We start from the raw sequence: 19,173 nt of genomic DNA, 5'->3' as shown, positions 1-19,173 counted from the left end.
TCTCCTATTCGTCACTATCAATTGAACGGACTGTTTTCATCATCCAGTCCATATTTTGTGGGATTTCGCTTTCTGTGGTAACCGTCGTAAGTTTAACACCGCCGGCGCTGACCACAAGTTCCAACTGGTCTTCCGCAATTTCTTCTACTGTCGCAAATCCGAAACGGCCGTTTTGCTGAAACGTTTCGTCGGCTACCCAGAGCTGTTCCGTATCTGCTTTTTGAAGGTCATAGAAAAAAGTACTGGCAGCTCCTTCATTTGGATTGATTAGCAAAGTGTAAGAATCGTTGCCTTTGGTAATCAAACTGGCAAAGCCGTCAGAAGGTTCCTCAACGCTGTAACCATTCGGCACATACAAGCTTGTTGCCCCTGCTGTATCATTCGTGTTTTCTGGCTCTGCATCAAACGCGTCTTGCGCGTCAGCCAATCCCTTTACAATCTGCTCTTCTGGTGTTGCAGTGCATGCAGCCAACCCAGCCGTCAGCACAAGCAGCATAAAAATCAATCCATACCGAGGCACACTTATTCCCCCTAACATTACTGCTCCTTATTTTAAAGGTGTTTACTAGGACATGCAACTTAATCGCTGTTTCGCTGGTATTGCCCAACCAGCAGTTTAACGACGTGGCTAAACATTTCTCCCCGATTGACCAGCCCATCTGTCAGAATTCCAATTGCGCCTTTATGGTGGCGAATGCCGCTTTCATTGGCATAGTCATCCATAACTGGACCGAGTTCTTTGCCGTTCTTGAGTTGGGCTGCAATTTCTTCTGGCAACGGAAGTTGAGCACCGGCCGCCGTATACAAGTGCCCCTCCTGCGTAGCGAGAGCTCCCCAATTGCACAAATAAAGAACTCCATCCATTTCGTAAACACCACCCTCTAAGCCAATCGCAAAATCAAAATCGCCTAAGGCCGTGTTTGCTCTGTTTACTGCCCCTTGGCGCGTTTCCTGCTGCGAGAAAGGCTGCGCTGAAACAGCGGATTCCGCATCTACAGCGGATAAATCAATGGTCCATTCCAAATTTTTAAATACACTTGATACTGCATTGATTTTCGCCGGATTTTTTGAGGCAATTGCTGCACGAATTTTTTTCATCTCCACCGTTCCTTTCCAAAAAAAAGAGCCCGCAGGCACTTTTCAGACATTTTGTTTGATGGTTTCTAGCGTCGTTCGGTCAGTCGCTTTGACTAATTTTGTCAACAGCTCTTTAGCTGCAGCATAATCATCTGTATGGATAATAGACGACGAAGTATGGATATAGCGGGAACAGATGCCGATAACCGAACTTGGAATTCCCTCGTTCGCTGTGTGCACACGCCCTGCATCTGTACCGCCTTGTGAGACAAAGTACTGATAAGGAATATTATGTGTTTCAGCAGTGTCCAAGATAAATTCACGCATGCCACGGTGTGTCACCATACTTTTGTCGAGAATGCGCAATAAAGTTCCTTGCCCAAGCTGTCCGAGTTCATTTTTGTCGCCTGTCGCATCATTCGCCGGGCTGGCATCAAGCGCGAAAAATAAATCTGGCTTGATCATTGTGGCAGCGGTTTGAGCTCCGCGCAAACCGACTTCTTCCATAACTGTTGCACCGGAAAATAATTGGTTCGGCAATTTTTCATCTTTTAATTCCTTTAAAAGTTCAATTGCCAATCCGCAGCCATAGCGATTGTCCCAAGCTTTAGCCATGATTTTCTTGTCGTTTGCCATGGGTGTAAAGGGGCTGAACGGTACGATTTGCTGTCCTGGACGAATGCCCATTGACAACGCGTCTCGTTTATCATCCGCTCCAATATCGATCAGCATATTTTTTATTTCCATTGGTTTGCTGCGAAGTTCATCACTTAACAGGTGCGGAGGAATCGAGCCGATCACACCAGGAATGACATTTTCGCCAGCAATAATATCAACGCGCGTCGCCAGCATTACCTGGTTCCACCAGCCGCCTAACGTCTGAAAACGAAGCATGCCGTTATCGGTAATTTGCGTGACCATAAATCCTACTTCATCCATATGGCCTGCAACCATAATGCGAGGTCCGTCCTGTTGTCCATCTTTGACACCGAAGATGCTGCCCAAATTGTCTTGGATCAGACGATCAGATACTTTCTCCAGTTCTTGCCGCATAAATTTACGAACTGCGTGTTCACTGCCTGGAGCTCCCGGCAATTCCGTTAAGGTTTTAAACATTTCACGTGTTTCAGCATTCATATCAAAATTCCTCCTATGTAAGTCAAGCAGATTCTTTATCATGCATCGTATGTTATTTTGGATAGTTTGGAAAACAAAGTCTATCTGAAGTGATTCTTTAAATCTGTCTTCAATGTTAGCATCTCTACTCTTATTCAGTTTAGAGCTTTTATCAGATAATTTCCAGTTTTATATTTCGTTTTTCGAAAGAATTGGATCTTTAATGCTTTCATTTCGCCCTTCAAAATATTTATGGTACAATTTATTCAGTAATCAGAGGAGGGATTTTCGTGAATAATCGTGATTTACTTATTGGATTTGCTACCGGCGTAGCAGCAGCCTATTTGGTCAAAGAACTGTACGATCGCAAGGAAACACTATACCCGGCAGATGACGTCTTAAAAGAAGTCAAATCTGCATTTAAAGAAGAAGGCCCAATCGATGGCTCTTGGATTTTCATGAAAACCGAGCCTTATAAGCAACACGCGTTAAGTACTGAGGTCTATAAAGGCGGCATCACTCGCCACAAAGAAGACGAACTTCAACAATTCGAATTTTTGGCTGATGCCTTCACCGGTGCAGTGATCGAAGTAAAACAAGTGTAAACAAAAAGGAGCCAATTGGCTCCTTTTTTGTTATACTGTTTTTTCTTTGCGAACAAGCGATTCAACGATTTCTTTGCCGTCTGCGCTCCATTTTAAGATGCGGTAATAGGCATCATGGTAAAAACTGAAGTAGTAGCCTTTTTCCAACGCTTCCCTCATCAGCTTTTCTTTTGCGTAAATCGAGTCCATTGGATAATCGTCAAATGCCAATACCCATAATGGATTTTGATGGGCATGCGTTGGCATAATATCCGCCATATGCAAGATGGTTTCATTGCCGCTAGTCATTTTGATGACGCTATGGCCATCCGAATGGCCGCCGGTATGAATTAATGTGATAGCGTCAAATAAGATTTTTTCGCCTTCAAACGTCTCCACTTGTCCAACAATTGGTTCCCAATTTTCTTTCCAATATGTGTTGCGTGAACGGATATTCGGGTGCTGCATTTCATTCCACTCTGCTGCAGACACATGGATTTTGGCATTCGGAAAAACCGATACCAAGTCGTCGCCTTGCCACTTTGTCAAACCTGCTGCGTGGTCTCCGTGAAGATGCGTCATCAAAACAGTATCAATATCTTCGACTGCCAAACCAAGCTCAGCCAAATCCGCTTCAACCCGTGACTGTTCGGAAACCCCTAAATTGCGCAGTTGGCGATCTGTTAATTTGCCGTCTCCCAAACCGCTGTCGATCAAAATATTATGGCCATCAAACTGCACCAGTATCGGGTGTGTCGGCAATTCAATTTGATTTTGTTCGTTGGCTGGATAACGTTTAGACCAGATGACCTTTGGCACTACCCCAAACATCGTGCCGCCATCCAAAAAAGTCGTTCCCCCATCAAGCCACGTTAAAACCATGTCGTGAAATTGAAATTTCTGCATTCCCTTTTCCCCCTTGTCATGATTAACTAACTGAGAACTGTGCTTCCATCCGGTAAATCGGCTGTCCTTTTTTCGAAAACTTCTCTTCGTATTCCGTCATGATGTTCCATTCGGGTTCATTGGCGTGAAGATCCAAAGAAACCTCTTTTAATAACATACCATAATCAGAAATGCTCGTAAGCGAATATTCAAAGAGTTTCCGGTTATCCGTCTTAAAGTGGATTTCTCCATTTTCCGGCAATACAGCTTCATAAAGTTCCAAGAAAGATTCGTGCGTCAAACGGCGTTTGGCGTGGCGTTTTTTCGGCCAAGGATCCGAAAAGTTCAAGTACAGCCTGTCCACTTCCCCTTTTTCGAAATACTCGGCGATTTTTTTGGCATTTACTTTCAAAAGCCGCAAGTTGGGGATGCCGTGTTCTTCTTCCAAAACAGTTTCCAAAGCTGTGACAATCACACTGTCGAACAGTTCGATGCCAATGTAATTGATAGTTGGATTAGCTTTTGCCATGCCAATAATAAAGCGGCCTTTGCCGGTTCCAGCTTCGATGTGGAGCGGATTTTTATTGCCGAAAACCTCTTGCCATTTTCCTTTTTGCTGTTCTGGGTCCGGAATGACAATCTCCGGATGCGTATCGATTAAATCTGCTGCCCATGGTTTAAAACGTGATCTCATGTTTCATCCTCTTTCTATTCGATTAATTTATTGATTTCCAATCATACGGACTGATCGAATAAATGACCATTTCGTTTGGAGGGCTCAGGCCGGCATCATCACCATCAACGTGCCGGCAAACGGGCTTATCAGTCGACAGCCGGAATTCCTTGCTGCTCATCTGACTGACCTCTTTAAAACGTGTATGTGCTCCGCTAAATACCGTACCAAAAACCAGCAATAGTTTCAAACGCGAAATGTGGTGGACGACTGTCAATTCAAGCAATCCATCGTCCGTTTTTGATGCAGGAGAAATCTTCATCCCTCCCCCGAAATACGGCTGATTATTGACGGTTGCCAGCCAGACATCCTTATAGGTAATCATGCGGCCATCGACTTCTACGGACAAGGTGAACTTTTCGAATTTCAGAAAGGTCTTGACCACATAAAGGACATACGCCAGTTTTCCAATGCCCAATTGGTTTAGTTTTTTCTTGATAGCGGATCGATTGACGGCAATGCTGATCTCTGCGTCAAACCCAATACCTGAGCTGCTGACGAACTGACTTCTTGCCCCATTGGTGAATTGGCCAAGATCTTCTCTGCGGAAGGAAGGCTTTTCGAGAAATTTTTCAATCGCTGATGCGTCCTTAAATGCACCATAAGCTCTGGTGAAATCATTGCCGGATCCTGCTGCCACGGAACCCACAATCAAATTTTTGCTGCCGGCAGCGCCTACGATGATTTCACGCAAAGTGCCGTCGCCGCCAAACCCAATCACTAAGATAGGTTCCTGCAGTCCCCGGTAGCCAGCAGCTATTTCAGTAGCATGCCCCGGGAAGCGCGTAATGACTTGCTCAAATGGAAAGCCAATTGTCCGTTCAAAACCTTGCCATTTTTTTAAGGCTCTGCCATTGCCCGCTGCGGGATTAATAATAAAGACTGTTTTCATAAGCACTCGCCTTTAGACGTATTAGAAACGATTGAAATTGCACTCCTGTTTTGACCACTCGCAAAGTTACTTCACAAGGACTCTCTATTTGAAGAGCCTACCTTAACAGATAATTCGCTACTTTTTGATAACGGAGATTTCCTTTTGGCGCAATTTGAAACAATGAAAACTCCGTTACTTCAAACGGCATCTTGTTGATTGAAAGTTGCGGTTCCCCAGGAGTACCCCCAGCCCATTTGCTGGCCAAAGTGATATGCGGGACAAACGCTTTTGGATCAAACTGAATTTGAAGCCGTTCAAGAGACTCCAGTACTTGCCGCTGCAGGGCTTCCAGCTCTTCACTGTGCTCCAGCGAAGCATAAATGATCCGCGGAGTGGAAGGATTGCCGAAGGTTTTGATGCCATCAACGGTCACAATAAACGGCGACTGCTTGATACTAGAAAGCAATTTCTCAACCTGATCTATGTCACCATATACATCCTCACCAATGAACAACAGGGTCATGTGCATATCCTCTGGAGGCGTCTGCCTTTTGTGGCTTTGCAAATTCCATGAATGCCGTTCTTTGTCCAACTTTCCCGCGATTTCCAATGGAATTTTTATTCCAATAAAATAATGAGGTTTGATTGTCATCACCTGCTTTCAGTTTACCATGTGCCCAGACACAAAAAAATAGTGACTGGCCGGAGCCAATCACGTTTTTTCTCTATATCTTGCGTTTAAGATTTTACGCCTACTGCAATGCGAGCTTCAAATGCGGTTTGCAGTTTGCGGGTCAAGTCTCCAGGTACGCCCTGTCCGATTTTTTGGCTGCCGATTTCAACAACCGGCATCACTTCAGTTGTCGTAGAAGACATAAAAAATTCATCCATCTCAAGTGCTTGGGTTTTGGTGAATGCCGTTTCCTCTACCGGTATATCCAATTCATTGCATAGCTCAAGAATGACCCTTCTTGTAATGCCGTTTAAGATCAGGTTATTAGCCGGATGCGTATAAAGAGTGCCGTTTTTAATGCCGTACATGTTTGATGAACAGCCTTCTGTTACTGTTTCACCACGGTGCAGAATGGCTTCGAAAAACCCTTCTTCAGTAGCTTCCTGTTTTGCCAATACATTGCCGAGCAAATTCAAGCTCTTGATATCGCAGCGCAGCCAGCGGATATCTTCGATAAACTTGGCTTTTACACCGGATTTCATGCTTGCAACTGGACGCTCCACTGATTTAGTATTGCCGGTAATGACAGGCTCTGACTGGGTCGGGAACTGGTGCTGGCGCTCTGCAGCCCCACGCGTAATTTGTACATATACTTGGCCATTAGTAATATTATTCACTTCAACAAAGTCATACATCATCTTGTGAAACACATCTTTTGTGTGAGGAATGACGATTTTTATTTTATCCGCACTTTCATAGAAACGGTCAATATGTTCTTCTGCTGTAAACAAATTTCCGTCGTACACGCGAATTACTTCATAAATTCCGTCTCCAAACTGATAGCCCCGGTCTTCCTTCGAAATCACCAAATCCTCTTCACGAATAAACTCTCCATTGTGCAAAATCAAATCCATATCCATTCCCTCTTTCCTCATTTTTTGCAAGCTAATTGATAAATCGCTTCTGCATAAATCGCAGTTGCTTTAATTAAATTGTCGATGTCGACAAATTCATCCGCTTGATGTGCAACATCTGGTTCGCCAGGAAACAGCATGCCGAATGCTACACCTTTATCCAGTACGCGTGCATAGGTGCCTCCTCCAATTGTCAGGAGATCTGCTTTGTTGCCTGTCTGTATTTCATATGCGCTTTGCAGCGTCTTGATGAACGGATCGTTTTCGTCCACATAATGAGGAGGAGAATTAGACGCAATGTCCAATACAAAATCCTTCAATTGGTAAGCAGCCATCTTTTCTTCAAACGGGTAACTGACAGAATAGCGCATGCTGACCGTGATCATGGCCGTTTTCTTTTTCTCAAACCGAATAATTCCCGCATTAAACGTCGTTTCTCCAGATTGTTCGTCCGAAAAATCAAGGCCGAGCTTGCGGCCACGTGAATCTTTGTAAAAGGTATCCGCAACAAACTCAACAAACTTTTGGCCGTCACCTTCCAATCGGTCTTTCAAAAACAAGGCTAGAAGAACTCCGGCATTGATGCCATTATCCGGTTCCATCGCATGGGCCGACTTGCCATTTAAAGTCAATTCGGTTGACGCGTTATGCTGCTCCACAATGCCAGTTACTTCGTGCTTTAAACAAAATTCTTTAAAGTCTTCCTGCCATTCTGCCAACTGCCCATCTAAAATAGCCACTGCTTTATCTGGCACCATATTGGTCCGATGTCCGGCAATAAATGATTCCAAGATGGCATCTTCATGCATGGAGAAAGTCGAAAAATTCAAACTGGCGATGCCTTTTTCAGCATTAATGATGGGGAAATCAGCATCCGGTGCAAAAGCTGAACCAGGCATTTCCTCTGTTTCAAAATAGCGGTCCATACAGCGGAAGCCGCTTTCTTCATCTGTGCCGATAATTAAGCGCACACGCTTTGTAAATTCTACATCCAACTCTTTCAGCATGTTCAATGCCGTCCATGCCGCGATTGTAGGACCTTTGTCATCGATGGCTCCACGGCCATAAAGGCGGCCCCCTTGAATTTCCCCGCCAAACGGATTTTTTGTCCATCCTTCGCCTGCCGGCACCACATCAACATGCCCCAAAATTCCAAGCAGCTCTTCGCCTTGCCCAATTTCAAGATGACCGGCAACGTCCGCTACATTTTTCACGGGATATCCGTGAGCTTTACCTTTTTCCAAAAACCAATCCAATGCCTCTTTGACTTCTTTACCAAAAGGAGCTGTTGGCGTTGTTTCTTTACTCAATACACTAGGAATCGCGATCAACTCCTGCAATTCACTCAGCATAATTTTCTCGCGCTTTTTTGCTTCTAACAGCCAATCCATGTTTCACACTCCTTTTTGTTATCGCTATTGTACACCTTTTTTCAGGAAATTAAAGAATTTGCCGGTAATTTACACAAAAAATTCTGTCTTTCAATTGTAATTTTTACGTAAAAATAATGGAAAATGATAGAATCCAAAATGTTTTTCCGCTATAATCAAATTGTCAGATTAGTAAGATTGACACATCTTTTAGGAAAAGGGGCTGTCTTTGGCATCCATCATAAACTTGCTGTATAAGCATCAGCATATCGTCCGCTTGTCTTTGCCAATGGGAAAAAAGATGAAGGAGTGGTTCTATTAATATGAAACCTACAACCGACCGCATGCTCATTCGAATAAAAGATATGTATAAGTACATTCTCGAAAATGGGACTGTAACGACGCAAGATCTTGTCGACGAATTCGGCATCACTCCTCGCACCATTCAAAGAGATTTGAATGTGTTAGCCTTTAACGACTTGGTGATCAGTCCAACTCGGGGCAAATGGACAACGACGCAACGAAAAGTGAAAATGACGTCCTAAAAAGATTTCCTAAACAAAGAAAATGACCGCAGCTATGCGGTCATTTTCTTTGTTTTAAACTCGTAACTTCCTCTTCCGTCAAATGGCGGTATTCCCCAAGCTCCAGATCGGGATCCAGGCCCAATGGCCCCATCGATAAGCGCTTTAAGTAGACTACACGTTTGCCAACGCTTTCGAACATCCGCTTCACCTGATGGAACTTGCCTTCCGTAATGGTCAATTCAATTTTGGAAATTGGACCGCTTTCCAGAATGTTCAGGGTGGCTGGCTTTGTTACATAGCCATCGTCAAGCGCCACACCCTTCTCGAATGCCTCTACATCCTCTTCCGTAACCCGCCCTTCAATCAGCGCATAATAAGTTTTGTCCACATGTTTTTTAGGAGACAATAATTCATGTGCCAGTTTCCCGTCATTTGTCAATAGCAGAAACCCTTCGGTATCCTTATCCAGACGTCCTACCGGGAATGGCTCAAAATGCTGTTCTTGTTCGTCCAGCAAATCGATGACCGTCTGATCGTATTTATCTTCTGTCGCCGATATGACGTCCTGCGGCTTGTTCATCAGCAAGTAAATAAACTCGGTGTAAACAACAGCCTCTCCGCCTACTAGCACGATGTCGGCATGTTCATCGACATGCACTTTCGGATCACGAACAACTTCTCCATTTACTTCCACCGCTTTTGTCTTCAGCAGGATCTTAACTTCTTTTCTAGAGCCGTAGCCCATATTGGAAAGGAATTTGTCTAAACGCATTGTGTCACTCCTAAAAGCCGAATTTCCGGGTAATTCTTGTTATTTTTGAGCCCAACAACTTTTGCGCCAAGCCGGTCTTCAATCCAAGATAACCATAGACGATTGCGCCAACGCCTCCAACTAGGATGATGCGCAGCAATGATTGCAATTTACTATCCATGCCGATAAACAGATCCAATCCTGACAATGCCAGGTAAACTGCTCCCGCCATGATTAAGTTTAAGATGACGATCAGGATAACGCGTCTTCCCACCATCTGCGAGCGGTAGTTCATGGTTTTGACAATAACCAACATGTTCATGCCGATGGCTACCAAATATCCAATGATGGTTGCTGCTATTGCACCGTCTGTTTCAAAACGCTCGATCAGTGGTGTATTCAGAACTGCTTTCAGCAGAAGTCCAGTAGACAAGTTGATGATAATCCATTTTTGTTTATTGATTCCCTGCAAGATTGACGCCGTTACCGGAAATGCCGAGAACAGGATGGCAACCGGCAAATAATGTGCCAGAATTTCAGAGCCTACGTCACTGACTTCATAGAACACATGGTACAACTCATCCGACAGCATTGTCATGCCGATAACTGCAGGCAACGTCAGGAATAACATAAGCTGGATCGATTGGTCCAATGTCCGTGACACTTGAAGATGTTCATTGCGCGTAAAATGTTTCGTAATTAATGGAATCAAGGCCATGGAAAAACCAGTGGCCAGCATAACTGGAATCATGACCAATTTGTGGGCAGTCAAGTTCAGAATTCCGAGCAAGTCAATTTCCGAGAAGTTGCCCCCGGAGCTCATCGCCCGGTTAAAGGTCATTAAGTCGACGAATTGAAACAGCGGATTGGCAATGCCGAGGAAAATAACCGGGACTGCATAAACCAATATTTCCTTATACATATCCCGCAACTTAACATCATATGATTCAACCGAAGTTGCCAGCAGACGATTGTACTCCGGCTTTTTCTTTTTCCAGAAATAGCCCAGAGTGACAATTCCGCCAAGCGCCCCGATTGCCGCAGACAAGACAGCAAACTGAATCGCTGTTTTGGGTGTGCCGTCAAATAGATAAATGACAACAAAAGCCCCGCCCAATAAGAAAATAATGCGGACGATTTGCTCGACCAGCTGTGAAACAGCGGTTGGCATCATGTAATTATAACCTTGGAAAAAGCCTCTCCAAAGACTCATAAACGGTACGACTATCAGCGCAAAGCTGACCCAGCGAATCGCATCGGTAACGTCTCCAACCGAATAAATGCGTTCGTCTTCAGAGATCGTGAGACGAGCAAGCGGTTCCGCAAAAAGATAAAGCAATAGAAAAGAAACAAAGCCGGTAATCATCATTGTCAGCAAGCCTGACTTTAATAATCGCCTACCTGTTTCATAATCCCCAAGAGAATTATATTTGGCGGTAAATTTCGAAAATGCGATTGGAGCACCTGAAATAGCCAAAGCCAGCATCAAGTTATACGGAATGTAGGCGTATTGATAAAGACCGATATTGTCTTCTCCCACCATGCTGTAAAACGGGATAATATAAATAACGCCAAGGATTTTCGATAACAATAAACCTAATGTTAAAATGGCTGTACCTTTGATTAATGATGACATTTTGCACTTCCTGACTTGTTCATGATAAAAGCAATCTACACGATAGTTTACACCTATAGATGAAATTACTCAACGTGTTTCGCCTCATCGTGTATACTGAGAGAAAAACGAAAGCGAGTTCTTATTTATGTATGACGTTATAATCATCGGCGGGGGTCCCTCCGGTTTAATGGCATCAATTGCCGCAGCTTCCAACAACCAAAAGGTTTTATTGATTGAAAAAGGAAAAAAACTTGGAAAAAAATTAATTATTTCCGGCGGCGGCCGCTGCAACGTAACCAATCGCCTGCCGCTTGACGAAATTGTGAAACATATTCCAGGGAACGGGCGTTTTCTGCACAGTCCGTTCTCCGTATTCAATAACGAAGACATCATTTCCTTTTTTGAAGGTCTTGGTGTTGCGTTAAAAGAAGAAGACCACGGCCGGATGTTTCCGGTCTCCAACCGGGCACAAGATGTGGCGGAGGCCATGTTTAAGGAAATGGACCGGCTCAACGTTACAGTGCTGCTCGACTCACCCGTCAAGAAACTATTAATGACGGACGATCGAATTACAGGCGCACGCCTCCATACCGGCGAAGAATACACAGCCAAAGCAATTGTCGTGGCAGTTGGCGGCAAAGCTGTACCACAAACCGGTTCTACGGGTGATGGCTACCCATGGGCTGAAAAAGCGGGACATACCGTAACCGATCTATACCCAACCGAAGTGCCTTTGTTGTCAAAAGAATCATTTATCGTCAGCCGCGAGCTTCAAGGCCTTGCGCTGCGCGACGCAGCTGTAACGGTCTTGAACAAAAAAGGCAAAGTGCTGGTGACCCACCAGATGGACATGCTGTTTACGCATTTCGGCTTGAGCGGTCCCGCTGTTTTGCGCTGCAGCCAGTACGTTGTCAAGGAAATGAAAAAAAATGGCGGAGAGCCTGTTGAAATGAGCATCAACTCGATGCCTGACGAAAATGCAGAATCTGCTTTTCAGCTGCTCGTTAAGATGATGAAAGACGAACCGAAAAAATCGGTGAAAAATGTTTGGAAAAGCCTGGCTCAGGAGCGGTGGCTGCTGTTTCTTTTGGGACGCGCAGGCATCGATCCACAAATGACCGGCGCAGAATTGTCCAGCGACAAAGTGCGAACATTTGCCCAGCAACTGACGGCTTTCACAATGTTCGTAAACGGCACACAGTCGATTGAAAAAGCGTTTGTCACTGGCGGCGGCGTCTCCATTAAAGAAATCGTACCAAAAACGATGGCTTCCAAAAAGAAACCCGGATTGTATTTCTGCGGTGAAATTTTGGATATCCACGGTTATACAGGCGGCTATAACATCACCTCAGCACTGGTGACTGGCAATGTCGCCGGCCGAAGCGCTGCGCAGTTTGCGAAAGAAAGCCTGGTTGAAAACGGCGTTTAAGGACTATAACATCGATAACCCAAAAAGAGTCAGACTGAAGAAGTTCCAGTCTGACTCTTTTTTATTATTTACATCGGTCCGTCTTAAGCCTGTCGGGGCTACCGGAAGACTTCGCTTTTCTTTGTCCAGACTCCGTCTTCCAGCCCCTCGGGGTCTTAAGTCAGACCGGCTGTGCGGCAAAATGCGCCGCTTCGCCGATCCGCCTTAAGCCTGTCGGGACTACCGGAAGACTTCGCTTTTCTTTTACCCTACAACTATATTGACCAATTTCCCTGGAATGACGATGACTTTGCGTACTTGTTTGCCGTCTGCAGCTTTTTGGACATGTTCGTCTGCCAGCGCTGCTGTTTCCAGTTCTTCTTTGGTGCTGTCTTTGGCGATCGTCAACTTGGTTTTCACTTTGCCGTTCACTTGCACGACGACTTCTACGACATCGTCCACAAGTTTCGACTCGTCGTATAGCGGCCAGTTTTCATATGAAACTGATCCTTCATGGCCCAATTTCTCCCAGAGTTCTTCTGCTACGTGAGGTGCGATTGGCGACAAGAGTTTGACAAAACCTTCTACATATTCTTTTGGAATCGAATCGACTTTGTAGCCTTCGTTAATGAAGACCATCATTTGCGAAATCGCTGTATTGAAACGCAATCCTTCGAAATCATCCGTCACTTTTTTAACAGTCTGGTGATAAATTTTCTCCAGCTTGCCATCATTCGCTTCAGTAACTTTCGCACTTAGTTGTTCTTCGTCCATCAACAAACGCCATACGCGGTCCAGGAATCGACGGGAGCCGTCCAAGCCGTTTGTCGACCAGGCAATGGAAGCTTCCAAAGGACCCATGAACATTTCATACATGCGCAATGTATCTGCCCCGTGGCTTTCGATAATTTGGTCCGGGTTGACAACATTGCCTTTTGATTTCGACATTTTTTCGTTGCCTTCTCCTAAAATCATGCCTTGGTTGAACAACTTCTGGAACGGTTCTTTGGTCGAGACCACACCGATGTCGTAAAGCACTTTATGCCAGAAACGCGCATACAATAAATGAAGCACAGCGTGTTCGGCACCGCCGATATAGACGTCAACCGGCAGCCAGCGTTTCAAGAGTTCCGGATCTGCCAGCATTTCGTCATTGGTCGGATCGATAAAGCGCAAGTAATACCAGCAGCTGCCTGCCCATTGCGGCATCGTATTGGTTTCTCGGCGCCCTTTCATGCCGGTTTCCGGATGGACGATATTAACCCATTCGTCGATATTGGCAAGCGGTGATTCGCCTGTGCCGCTCGGTTTGATGTCTGTCGTTACCGGCAGCATCAACGGCAAGTCTTTGTCTTCTACCGGAGTCATCGTACCATCTTCCCAGTGGATAATCGGAATCGGTTCACCCCAGTAGCGCTGGCGGCTAAATAACCAGTCGCGTAGACGATATGTGATTTTCTTTTCACCGACTTGTTTTTCAACCAACCAGTCGATGGCTTTTGCAATGGCTTCTTTCTTGTTCAAACCGTTCAAGAAATCGGAATTGATTAATTCGCCGTCCCCTGCATAGGCTTCTTCATCAATCTTGCCGCCTGAAACAACTTCCACAATTGGCAAATCAAATTGCTTGGCAAATTCGTAGTCGCGCTCGTCATGAGCCGGAACTGCCATAATTGCACCTGTTCCGTAAGTTGCCAAGACATAGTCGGCAATCCAAATCGGCATTTTTTCGCCGCTTGCTGGATTGGTCGCATAAGCACCTGTGAAAACACCCGACTTATCTTTTGCCAAATCGGTGCGTTCCAAATCACTTTTCGTCTTGACATCATCAATGTATTTTTCAACAGCTTGTTTTTGATCAGCTGTTGTAATGCTAGCCACCAATTTGTGTTCAGGAGCAAGTACTGCATAAGTTGCACCGAAGATTGTATCCGGACGTGTCGTAAATGCACGGAAGGAATGTTCCGTATCAGCTACTTGGAATTCCAGTTCCGCCCCTTCCGATTTGCCGATCCAGTTGCGTTGCATGTCTTTCAGGCTTTCCGGCCAATCCAATTCATCCAAATCTTCAAGCAAACGGTCTGCGTACTCCGTGATGCGGAGCACCCATTGGCGCATCGGACGGCGTTCGACCGGATGGCCGCCGCGTTCTGATTTGCCGTCGATTACTTCCTCATTGGCTAAAACTGTACCCAGTGCCGGACACCAGTTAACGGCCACTTCGTCCACATATGCCAAGCCTTTATTGTACAACTGGATAAAAATCCATTGCGTCCATTTGTAATAAGAAGGATCCGTTGTATTGATTTCACGGTCCCAGTCATAAGAAAATCCAAGTTCTTGAATTTGGCGCTTGAACGTCGCGATGTTTTTAGCTGTAAATTCTGCCGGATCGTTTCCAGTATCCAATGCGTATTGCTCTGCCGGAAGTCCAAATGCATCCCAGCCCATCGGATGAAGAACATTATAGCCTTGCATACGCTTCACACGGCTTAAAATGTCTGTTGCGGTATAGCCTTCCGGGTGACCCACATGAAGTCCTGCGCCCGATGGATACGGGAACATATCCAATGCGTAAAATTTCGGTTTTGATGGATCATCCACCATTTTGAATGTTTTATTGTCTTGCCAGTATTTCTGCCATTTCTTCTCCACTGTCTTGTGCTTGAATGTCATTTCCTGTTCCTCCTCAAAATAAAAACTCCCGTCCCTTATACATAAGGGACGGGAGTTTTTCCCGCGGTACCACCCAAATTAGCGATCGCTCGCTCAACTTGATTCCTTAACGCGGAAAACGGTGTATCTTACTTGGTTTCACATACACGGACTCCAAGGCGAGTTCAATCATGTGTTTTGCCGGCTTGCACCACACGCCGGCTCTCTGCGGAAAACACACAACCTACTAGTCCTCTTCACTGTCATTGGTTATACACTCTATTTTAGACGAGCCGCCGTTTTTTGGCAATAGCTTAAGAGACTTTGACATTGTCGGTATTTAATGGTGCATCTGTCGAATCAATGATGTCCTGGACCGTAAAGCCTTCAAATACTTCTGACAACACAAGTCCCGCTTCAGTCACTTCGATGACGGCACGTTCTGTGATGATTTTATTGACCACGGCTTTGCCCGTCAGCGGCAAGTCGCATTGCTTTTTGATTTTGGCGGAACCGTCTTTGGAAACATGATCCATAATAACGATAACTTTTTTCGCACCATGGACCAAATCCATCGCACCGCCCATGCCCTTGATCATTTTCCCAGGGATCATCCAGTTGGCTAAGTCGCCATTTTCTGCCACTTCCATACCACCAAGAATCGCCACATCGATATGTCCACCGCGGATCATTGCGAAGGATTCCGCACTTGTAAAGAACGCAGATCCTGGAATGGTGGTAACCGTTTCTTTTCCGGCATTGATCAAGTCTGGATCGACTTGGTCTTCAGTCGGATAGGGCCCAATTCCCAAAAGTCCGTTTTCTGATTGAAGCACAACGCTTTTGTTGTCAGAAATGAAATTGGCTACCAAAGTTGGCATGCCGATTCCGAGGTTGACGTAATCGCCATCTTTGATTTCTTTTTCGGCTCGCTTGGCAATTCGTTCTCTCACTAATTGTTTGTCCACGATTTTCTCCATCCTTTCCTAAACAGTACGCGTCGTTAGACGTTCAATGCGTTTTTCCTGCGTTGCCTGAAGCAAACCTTGAACATAGATGCTTGGCGTTTGAACATGGTTCGGATTGATGTCGCCAATTTCCACGATTTCTTCTACTTCTGCAATAGTGATTTTACCAGCTGCGGCTGCCAGCGGATTAAAGTTTTGAGCGGTCTTGTTGTAAACCAAGTTGCCCATTTTATCAGCCTTGTGCGCGCGAACGAGCGCAAAGTCAGCTTTTAACGCATGTTCAAGTACATGCTCTTTGCCATCAAATTCACGGATTTCTTTTCCGTCAGCCACAGTTGTGCCAACGCCCGCTGGTGTGAAGAACGCAGGAATTCCTGCTCCGCCCGCACGCATTTTTTCAGCCAGTGTTCCTTGCGGCGTCAATTCCACTTCGATTTCACCAGACAACACCTGGCGCTCGAACTCTTTGTTTTCGCCTACATAAGAACCGATCATTTTTTTGATTTGTTTATTTTTCAATAACAGTCCAAGGCCCCACTCATCCACTCCACAGTTATTGGAAATGACGGTTAGGTTGGTAACCCCTTTGTCCACTAGTGCTAAAATCAATTGTTCAGGTATTCCCACTAATCCGAACCCGCCTACCATAATCGTAGCGCCGTCCTGGATCTGTTCAACTGCTTCTTTTGCAGAACTGTAAATCGGTTTCATTCCATTATGCCCCCTCTGCCTTATCAACTAAAAATGATAAATAAAACGCTTCCATTTCAATTTAAACAAACTATCGATACAAACGCAATATTCTTAATAAATGGGTCTTTCATTATTGAACATTGTTGGCTGTTTTGTCTGCGTGCTACACTATCATATAGAGGAGTTGTTTTAACATGAATTCAGAATTTCCTTTTTCATCTGATGGAAAACGCTACTATACATGGAATCGCCATTTGCGCGACCATTTTGGCTTTAAGGTGATGAAAATTGCACTCGATGCAGGGTTTGATTGTCCAAATCGGGACGGGACGGTTGCCCATGGCGGCTGTACATTTTGCAGCGTCGCGGGTTCCGGGGATTTTGCGGGAGACCGTGTCGACTCGATTGCTGATCAGTTCGATAAAATAAAAGAAAAAATGCACCGCAAATGGAAAGACGCAAAATACATGGCTTATTTCCAGGCCTACACAAATACACATGCTCCGCTGCCGGTCATCAAAGGAAAATTTGAAGCGGCACTCGAGCAGGACAATGTCATCGGTTTAAGCATCGCGACGCGGCCAGACTGCCTGCCGGATGATGTGGTGGATTACCTTGCTGAGCTGAATGAACGGACGTACCTGTGGGTAGAACTCGGACTTCAAACGGTTCATGAACGGACAGCGCTGCTGGTAAACCGCGCCCATGACTTTGAGAGCTATGTCGAAGGCGTCACGAAACTGCGCAAACGCGGCATTCGGGTTTGCACCCATATCATCAACGGTTTGCCGCTTGAAGACCAGGACATGATGATGGAAACTGCACGTGAAGTGGCCAAACTCGATGTGCAGGGCATCAAGATTCACTTGCTTCATTTGTTGAAAGGCACACCGATGGTTAAGCAATATGAAAAAGGCATGGTCGAATTTCTGGAAAAGCAGGAATACATTAATTTGGTGGCTGATCAACTCGAAGTGCTGCCGCCTGAGATGGTGGTTCAGCGCATTACCGGCGACGGCCCCATTGACTTGATGATTGGGCCCATGTGGAGCGCCAATAAATGGGACGTCCTGAATGGCATTGATGCTGAACTGGAACGCCGCGGAAGCTGGCAAGGGAAATTGACGGCCGGGAGCGTGGCTCGATGACCTTGCAGCGCGTTTTGCCTTATACAAAATTGTTACTCGAACAAGCCGTTTCCCCAGGAGACTGGGTAGTTGATGGGACGGCAGGAAATGGCCATGACACGCTTTTTCTTGCGGACTTGACTGGAGCTTCCGGCAAAGTTTTTGCCTTTGATATTCAGGCAGAAGCGATCCGAGCAACAGCTGAACGGGTCCAGCCACTTCAGCACGTCGAACTCGTCCACGACAGCCATGCTAAAATAAAAGAATACGTGACCCAGCCCATTTCAGCGGCAGTCTTCAATTTGGGTTATTTGCCAAAAGGCGACCACAGCATTATCACCAAAGCACAGAGCACATTGGCAGCACTTGATCAATGTTTGGAGCTTCTACAAGTTAAAGGTCTGCTGCTTGTCGTCGTATACAGCGGCCATGAAGGCGGCAGCGAAGAACGGGACGCAGTCATGGATTTTGTCTCCGCCCTGCCGCAAAAATCGTTCGACGTTTTAAAATACGAGTTTATCAACCAACTTCATTCTCCGCCCTTCCTGTTGGCGATTGAAAAAAAGCAGGCAACCAAATAAAAAACGCGCAAAAGAGCAGCCGCTCTTTTGCGCGTTTTATTTTGAATTCTACGCAAATCACTTTTAAACGAGGTCAATGAATAGATTCCCGGAAACTGCCGAGCGGCTCCAGCCATTTTCAAATGTCATACGCATAACAGTCCTCGTCCAAAGTAAAAAGAGCCCATTTAGAGCTCTTTTTACTTCTATTATTTAACAATCAACACCGGGCAATTTGCACGTTTTACTACTTTGTGGCTGACACTGCCCAAAACCATTTCCTGCAAACCGTTTAACCCACGGCTGCCGATGACCAGAATATCGAATTTTTCTTTGTTGGCATATTCGACAATCGATGGTCCCGGTGTGCCATGAAGAATTTCCACTCTGTATTTCACATCTCCAGCTGCCATGATGTCTTCAACCGGCTGAAGTTTTTTTCTGCGCTTCAAATCCAATTCCACCGAACTGCCGCTGTGCAGCACTTCATTTTTGGAACTGTCATAGTCTGCGACATAAACAATGGTCACCTGAGCTTGCGCCGACCCTGAAGCCAACTTTGCGGCTTCTTTAGCTGCACGTTCCGAATGATTGGAGCCGTCTACTGCTAGCAATATTTGGTTGTACATGTTTTAGCACT

Annotated in this window: 20 protein-coding genes and 1 other annotated feature; of the genes, 5 read left to right on the top strand and 15 right to left on the bottom strand. The window is 45.4% G+C overall.

Translation table 11 applies throughout. From position 1 onward, the window contains the following. Positions 1-4 precede the first annotated feature (4 nt). From AC4EG4_RS16130 to AC4EG4_RS16120, 3 genes are read right to left on the bottom strand one after another with little or no spacing between them, the layout of a single operon-like run. Entirely contained in the window at positions 5-520 is a 516-nt protein-coding gene (locus AC4EG4_RS16130; protein ID WP_490978866.1) for a hypothetical protein, read from the bottom strand. A gap of 59 nt (positions 521-579) precedes the next feature. Beyond that, positions 580-1,098 (bottom strand): DUF84 family protein, encoded by a 519-nt coding sequence (locus AC4EG4_RS16125; protein WP_490978867.1) that lies wholly within the window; start codon positions 1,096-1,098, stop codon positions 580-582. A gap of 42 nt (positions 1,099-1,140) precedes the next feature. Beyond that, positions 1,141-2,214 (bottom strand): M42 family metallopeptidase, encoded by a 1,074-nt coding sequence (locus tag AC4EG4_RS16120; protein WP_490988373.1) that lies wholly within the window; start codon positions 2,212-2,214, stop codon positions 1,141-1,143. Positions 2,215-2,483: 269 nt separating this feature from the next. Between AC4EG4_RS16120 and AC4EG4_RS16115 the strand changes: the two genes are divergently transcribed. Then, positions 2,484-2,798, top strand: coding sequence for a PepSY domain-containing protein (locus AC4EG4_RS16115; RefSeq protein ID WP_490978869.1), 315 nt, complete (start codon positions 2,484-2,486; stop codon positions 2,796-2,798). 30 nt (positions 2,799-2,828) lie between these two features. Here AC4EG4_RS16115 and AC4EG4_RS16110 read toward each other — a convergent pair whose 3' ends face one another. The 6 genes from AC4EG4_RS16110 to pepV all read right to left on the bottom strand — a co-directional run bounded on the left by AC4EG4_RS16110 (position 2,829) and on the right by pepV (position 8,247). After that, entirely contained in the window at positions 2,829-3,683 is an 855-nt protein-coding gene (locus tag AC4EG4_RS16110; protein WP_490978870.1) for a YtnP family quorum-quenching lactonase, read from the bottom strand. 22 nt (positions 3,684-3,705) lie between these two features. Then, positions 3,706-4,356 carry a tRNA (guanosine(46)-N7)-methyltransferase TrmB gene (trmB, locus tag AC4EG4_RS16105; RefSeq protein WP_490988372.1) on the bottom strand — a complete coding sequence of 217 codons (651 nt, stop codon included), beginning with the start codon at positions 4,354-4,356 and terminating at the stop codon, positions 3,706-3,708. A gap of 22 nt (positions 4,357-4,378) precedes the next feature. Next, on the bottom strand, positions 4,379-5,287 hold the full coding sequence (locus AC4EG4_RS16100; protein WP_490988371.1) for a diacylglycerol/lipid kinase family protein: 909 nt from the start codon (positions 5,285-5,287) through the stop codon (positions 4,379-4,381). Between the two features lie 97 nt (positions 5,288-5,384). Continuing rightward, the gene (gene thpR / locus AC4EG4_RS16095; protein WP_490988370.1) at positions 5,385-5,921 is read right to left on the bottom strand and encodes an RNA 2',3'-cyclic phosphodiesterase; all 537 of its coding nucleotides are present in this window, start codon (positions 5,919-5,921) and stop codon (positions 5,385-5,387) included. 86 nt (positions 5,922-6,007) lie between these two features. Then, a complete protein-coding gene (gene dat, locus AC4EG4_RS16090; RefSeq protein ID WP_490988369.1) occupies positions 6,008-6,856 on the bottom strand; it encodes a D-amino-acid transaminase in 849 nt (282 codons plus the stop codon). Positions 6,857-6,873: 17 nt separating this feature from the next. Then, on the bottom strand, positions 6,874-8,247 hold the full coding sequence (pepV, locus tag AC4EG4_RS16085; RefSeq protein WP_490988368.1) for a dipeptidase PepV: 1,374 nt from the start codon (positions 8,245-8,247) through the stop codon (positions 6,874-6,876). 302 nt (positions 8,248-8,549) lie between these two features. On the opposite strand from pepV, the gene AC4EG4_RS16080 reads away from it, so the two are divergent. Then, complete coding sequence (locus AC4EG4_RS16080; protein ID WP_146557686.1) at positions 8,550-8,771, top strand: DeoR family transcriptional regulator; 222 nt, start codon at positions 8,550-8,552, stop codon at positions 8,769-8,771. 40 nt (positions 8,772-8,811) lie between these two features. Here the strand turns inward: AC4EG4_RS16080 and AC4EG4_RS16075 are convergent, their stop codons facing one another. Continuing rightward, on the bottom strand, positions 8,812-9,525 hold the full coding sequence (locus tag AC4EG4_RS16075; RefSeq protein WP_490988367.1) for a pseudouridine synthase: 714 nt from the start codon (positions 9,523-9,525) through the stop codon (positions 8,812-8,814). A gap of 10 nt (positions 9,526-9,535) precedes the next feature. Next, entirely contained in the window at positions 9,536-11,140 is a 1,605-nt protein-coding gene (locus AC4EG4_RS16070; RefSeq protein WP_490988366.1) for a putative polysaccharide biosynthesis protein, read from the bottom strand. Between the two features lie 127 nt (positions 11,141-11,267). On the opposite strand from AC4EG4_RS16070, the gene AC4EG4_RS16065 reads away from it, so the two are divergent. After that, positions 11,268-12,551 (top strand): BaiN/RdsA family NAD(P)/FAD-dependent oxidoreductase, encoded by a 1,284-nt coding sequence (locus tag AC4EG4_RS16065; RefSeq protein ID WP_490988365.1) that lies wholly within the window; start codon positions 11,268-11,270, stop codon positions 12,549-12,551. 243 nt (positions 12,552-12,794) lie between these two features. Here AC4EG4_RS16065 and leuS read toward each other — a convergent pair whose 3' ends face one another. From leuS to AC4EG4_RS16050, 3 genes are all read right to left on the bottom strand, one after another. After that, positions 12,795-15,206 carry a leucine--tRNA ligase gene (gene leuS, locus AC4EG4_RS16060; RefSeq protein ID WP_490978879.1) on the bottom strand — a complete coding sequence of 804 codons (2,412 nt, stop codon included), beginning with the start codon at positions 15,204-15,206 and terminating at the stop codon, positions 12,795-12,797. Positions 15,207-15,247: 41 nt separating this feature from the next. Continuing rightward, positions 15,248-15,455 (bottom strand) — a binding site (T-box leader). 44 nt (positions 15,456-15,499) lie between these two features. Then, positions 15,500-16,153 (bottom strand): 3-oxoacid CoA-transferase subunit B, encoded by a 654-nt coding sequence (locus AC4EG4_RS16055; protein WP_490978880.1) that lies wholly within the window; start codon positions 16,151-16,153, stop codon positions 15,500-15,502. Positions 16,154-16,171: 18 nt separating this feature from the next. Continuing rightward, positions 16,172-16,864 (bottom strand): CoA transferase subunit A, encoded by a 693-nt coding sequence (locus AC4EG4_RS16050; protein WP_490988364.1) that lies wholly within the window; start codon positions 16,862-16,864, stop codon positions 16,172-16,174. A 176-nt stretch (positions 16,865-17,040) separates the two neighbouring features. Here AC4EG4_RS16050 and mnmL point away from each other — a divergent pair, with 176 nt between their 5' ends. Then, the gene (mnmL, locus tag AC4EG4_RS16045) at positions 17,041-17,994 is read left to right on the top strand and encodes a tRNA modification radical SAM protein MnmL/YtqA (protein ID WP_490988363.1); all 954 of its coding nucleotides are present in this window, start codon (positions 17,041-17,043) and stop codon (positions 17,992-17,994) included. Next, positions 17,991-18,554, top strand: coding sequence for a tRNA 5-(aminomethyl)-2-thiouridylate-methyltransferase MnmM (gene mnmM / locus AC4EG4_RS16040; RefSeq protein ID WP_490988362.1), 564 nt, complete (start codon positions 17,991-17,993; stop codon positions 18,552-18,554). Before mnmL ends, mnmM begins: the two co-directional genes overlap by 4 nt. A gap of 188 nt (positions 18,555-18,742) precedes the next feature. Here mnmM and AC4EG4_RS16035 read toward each other — a convergent pair whose 3' ends face one another. Continuing rightward, positions 18,743-19,162 carry a universal stress protein gene (locus AC4EG4_RS16035; protein ID WP_490988361.1) on the bottom strand — a complete coding sequence of 140 codons (420 nt, stop codon included), beginning with the start codon at positions 19,160-19,162 and terminating at the stop codon, positions 18,743-18,745. Between the last annotated feature and the right edge of the window lie 11 nt (positions 19,163-19,173).

Source organism: Planococcus sp. TJ-201 (assembly GCF_058268495.1).
Note: the sequence above shows the minus strand (reverse complement) of the source record. Positions and strands in the feature narration are given on the sequence as shown.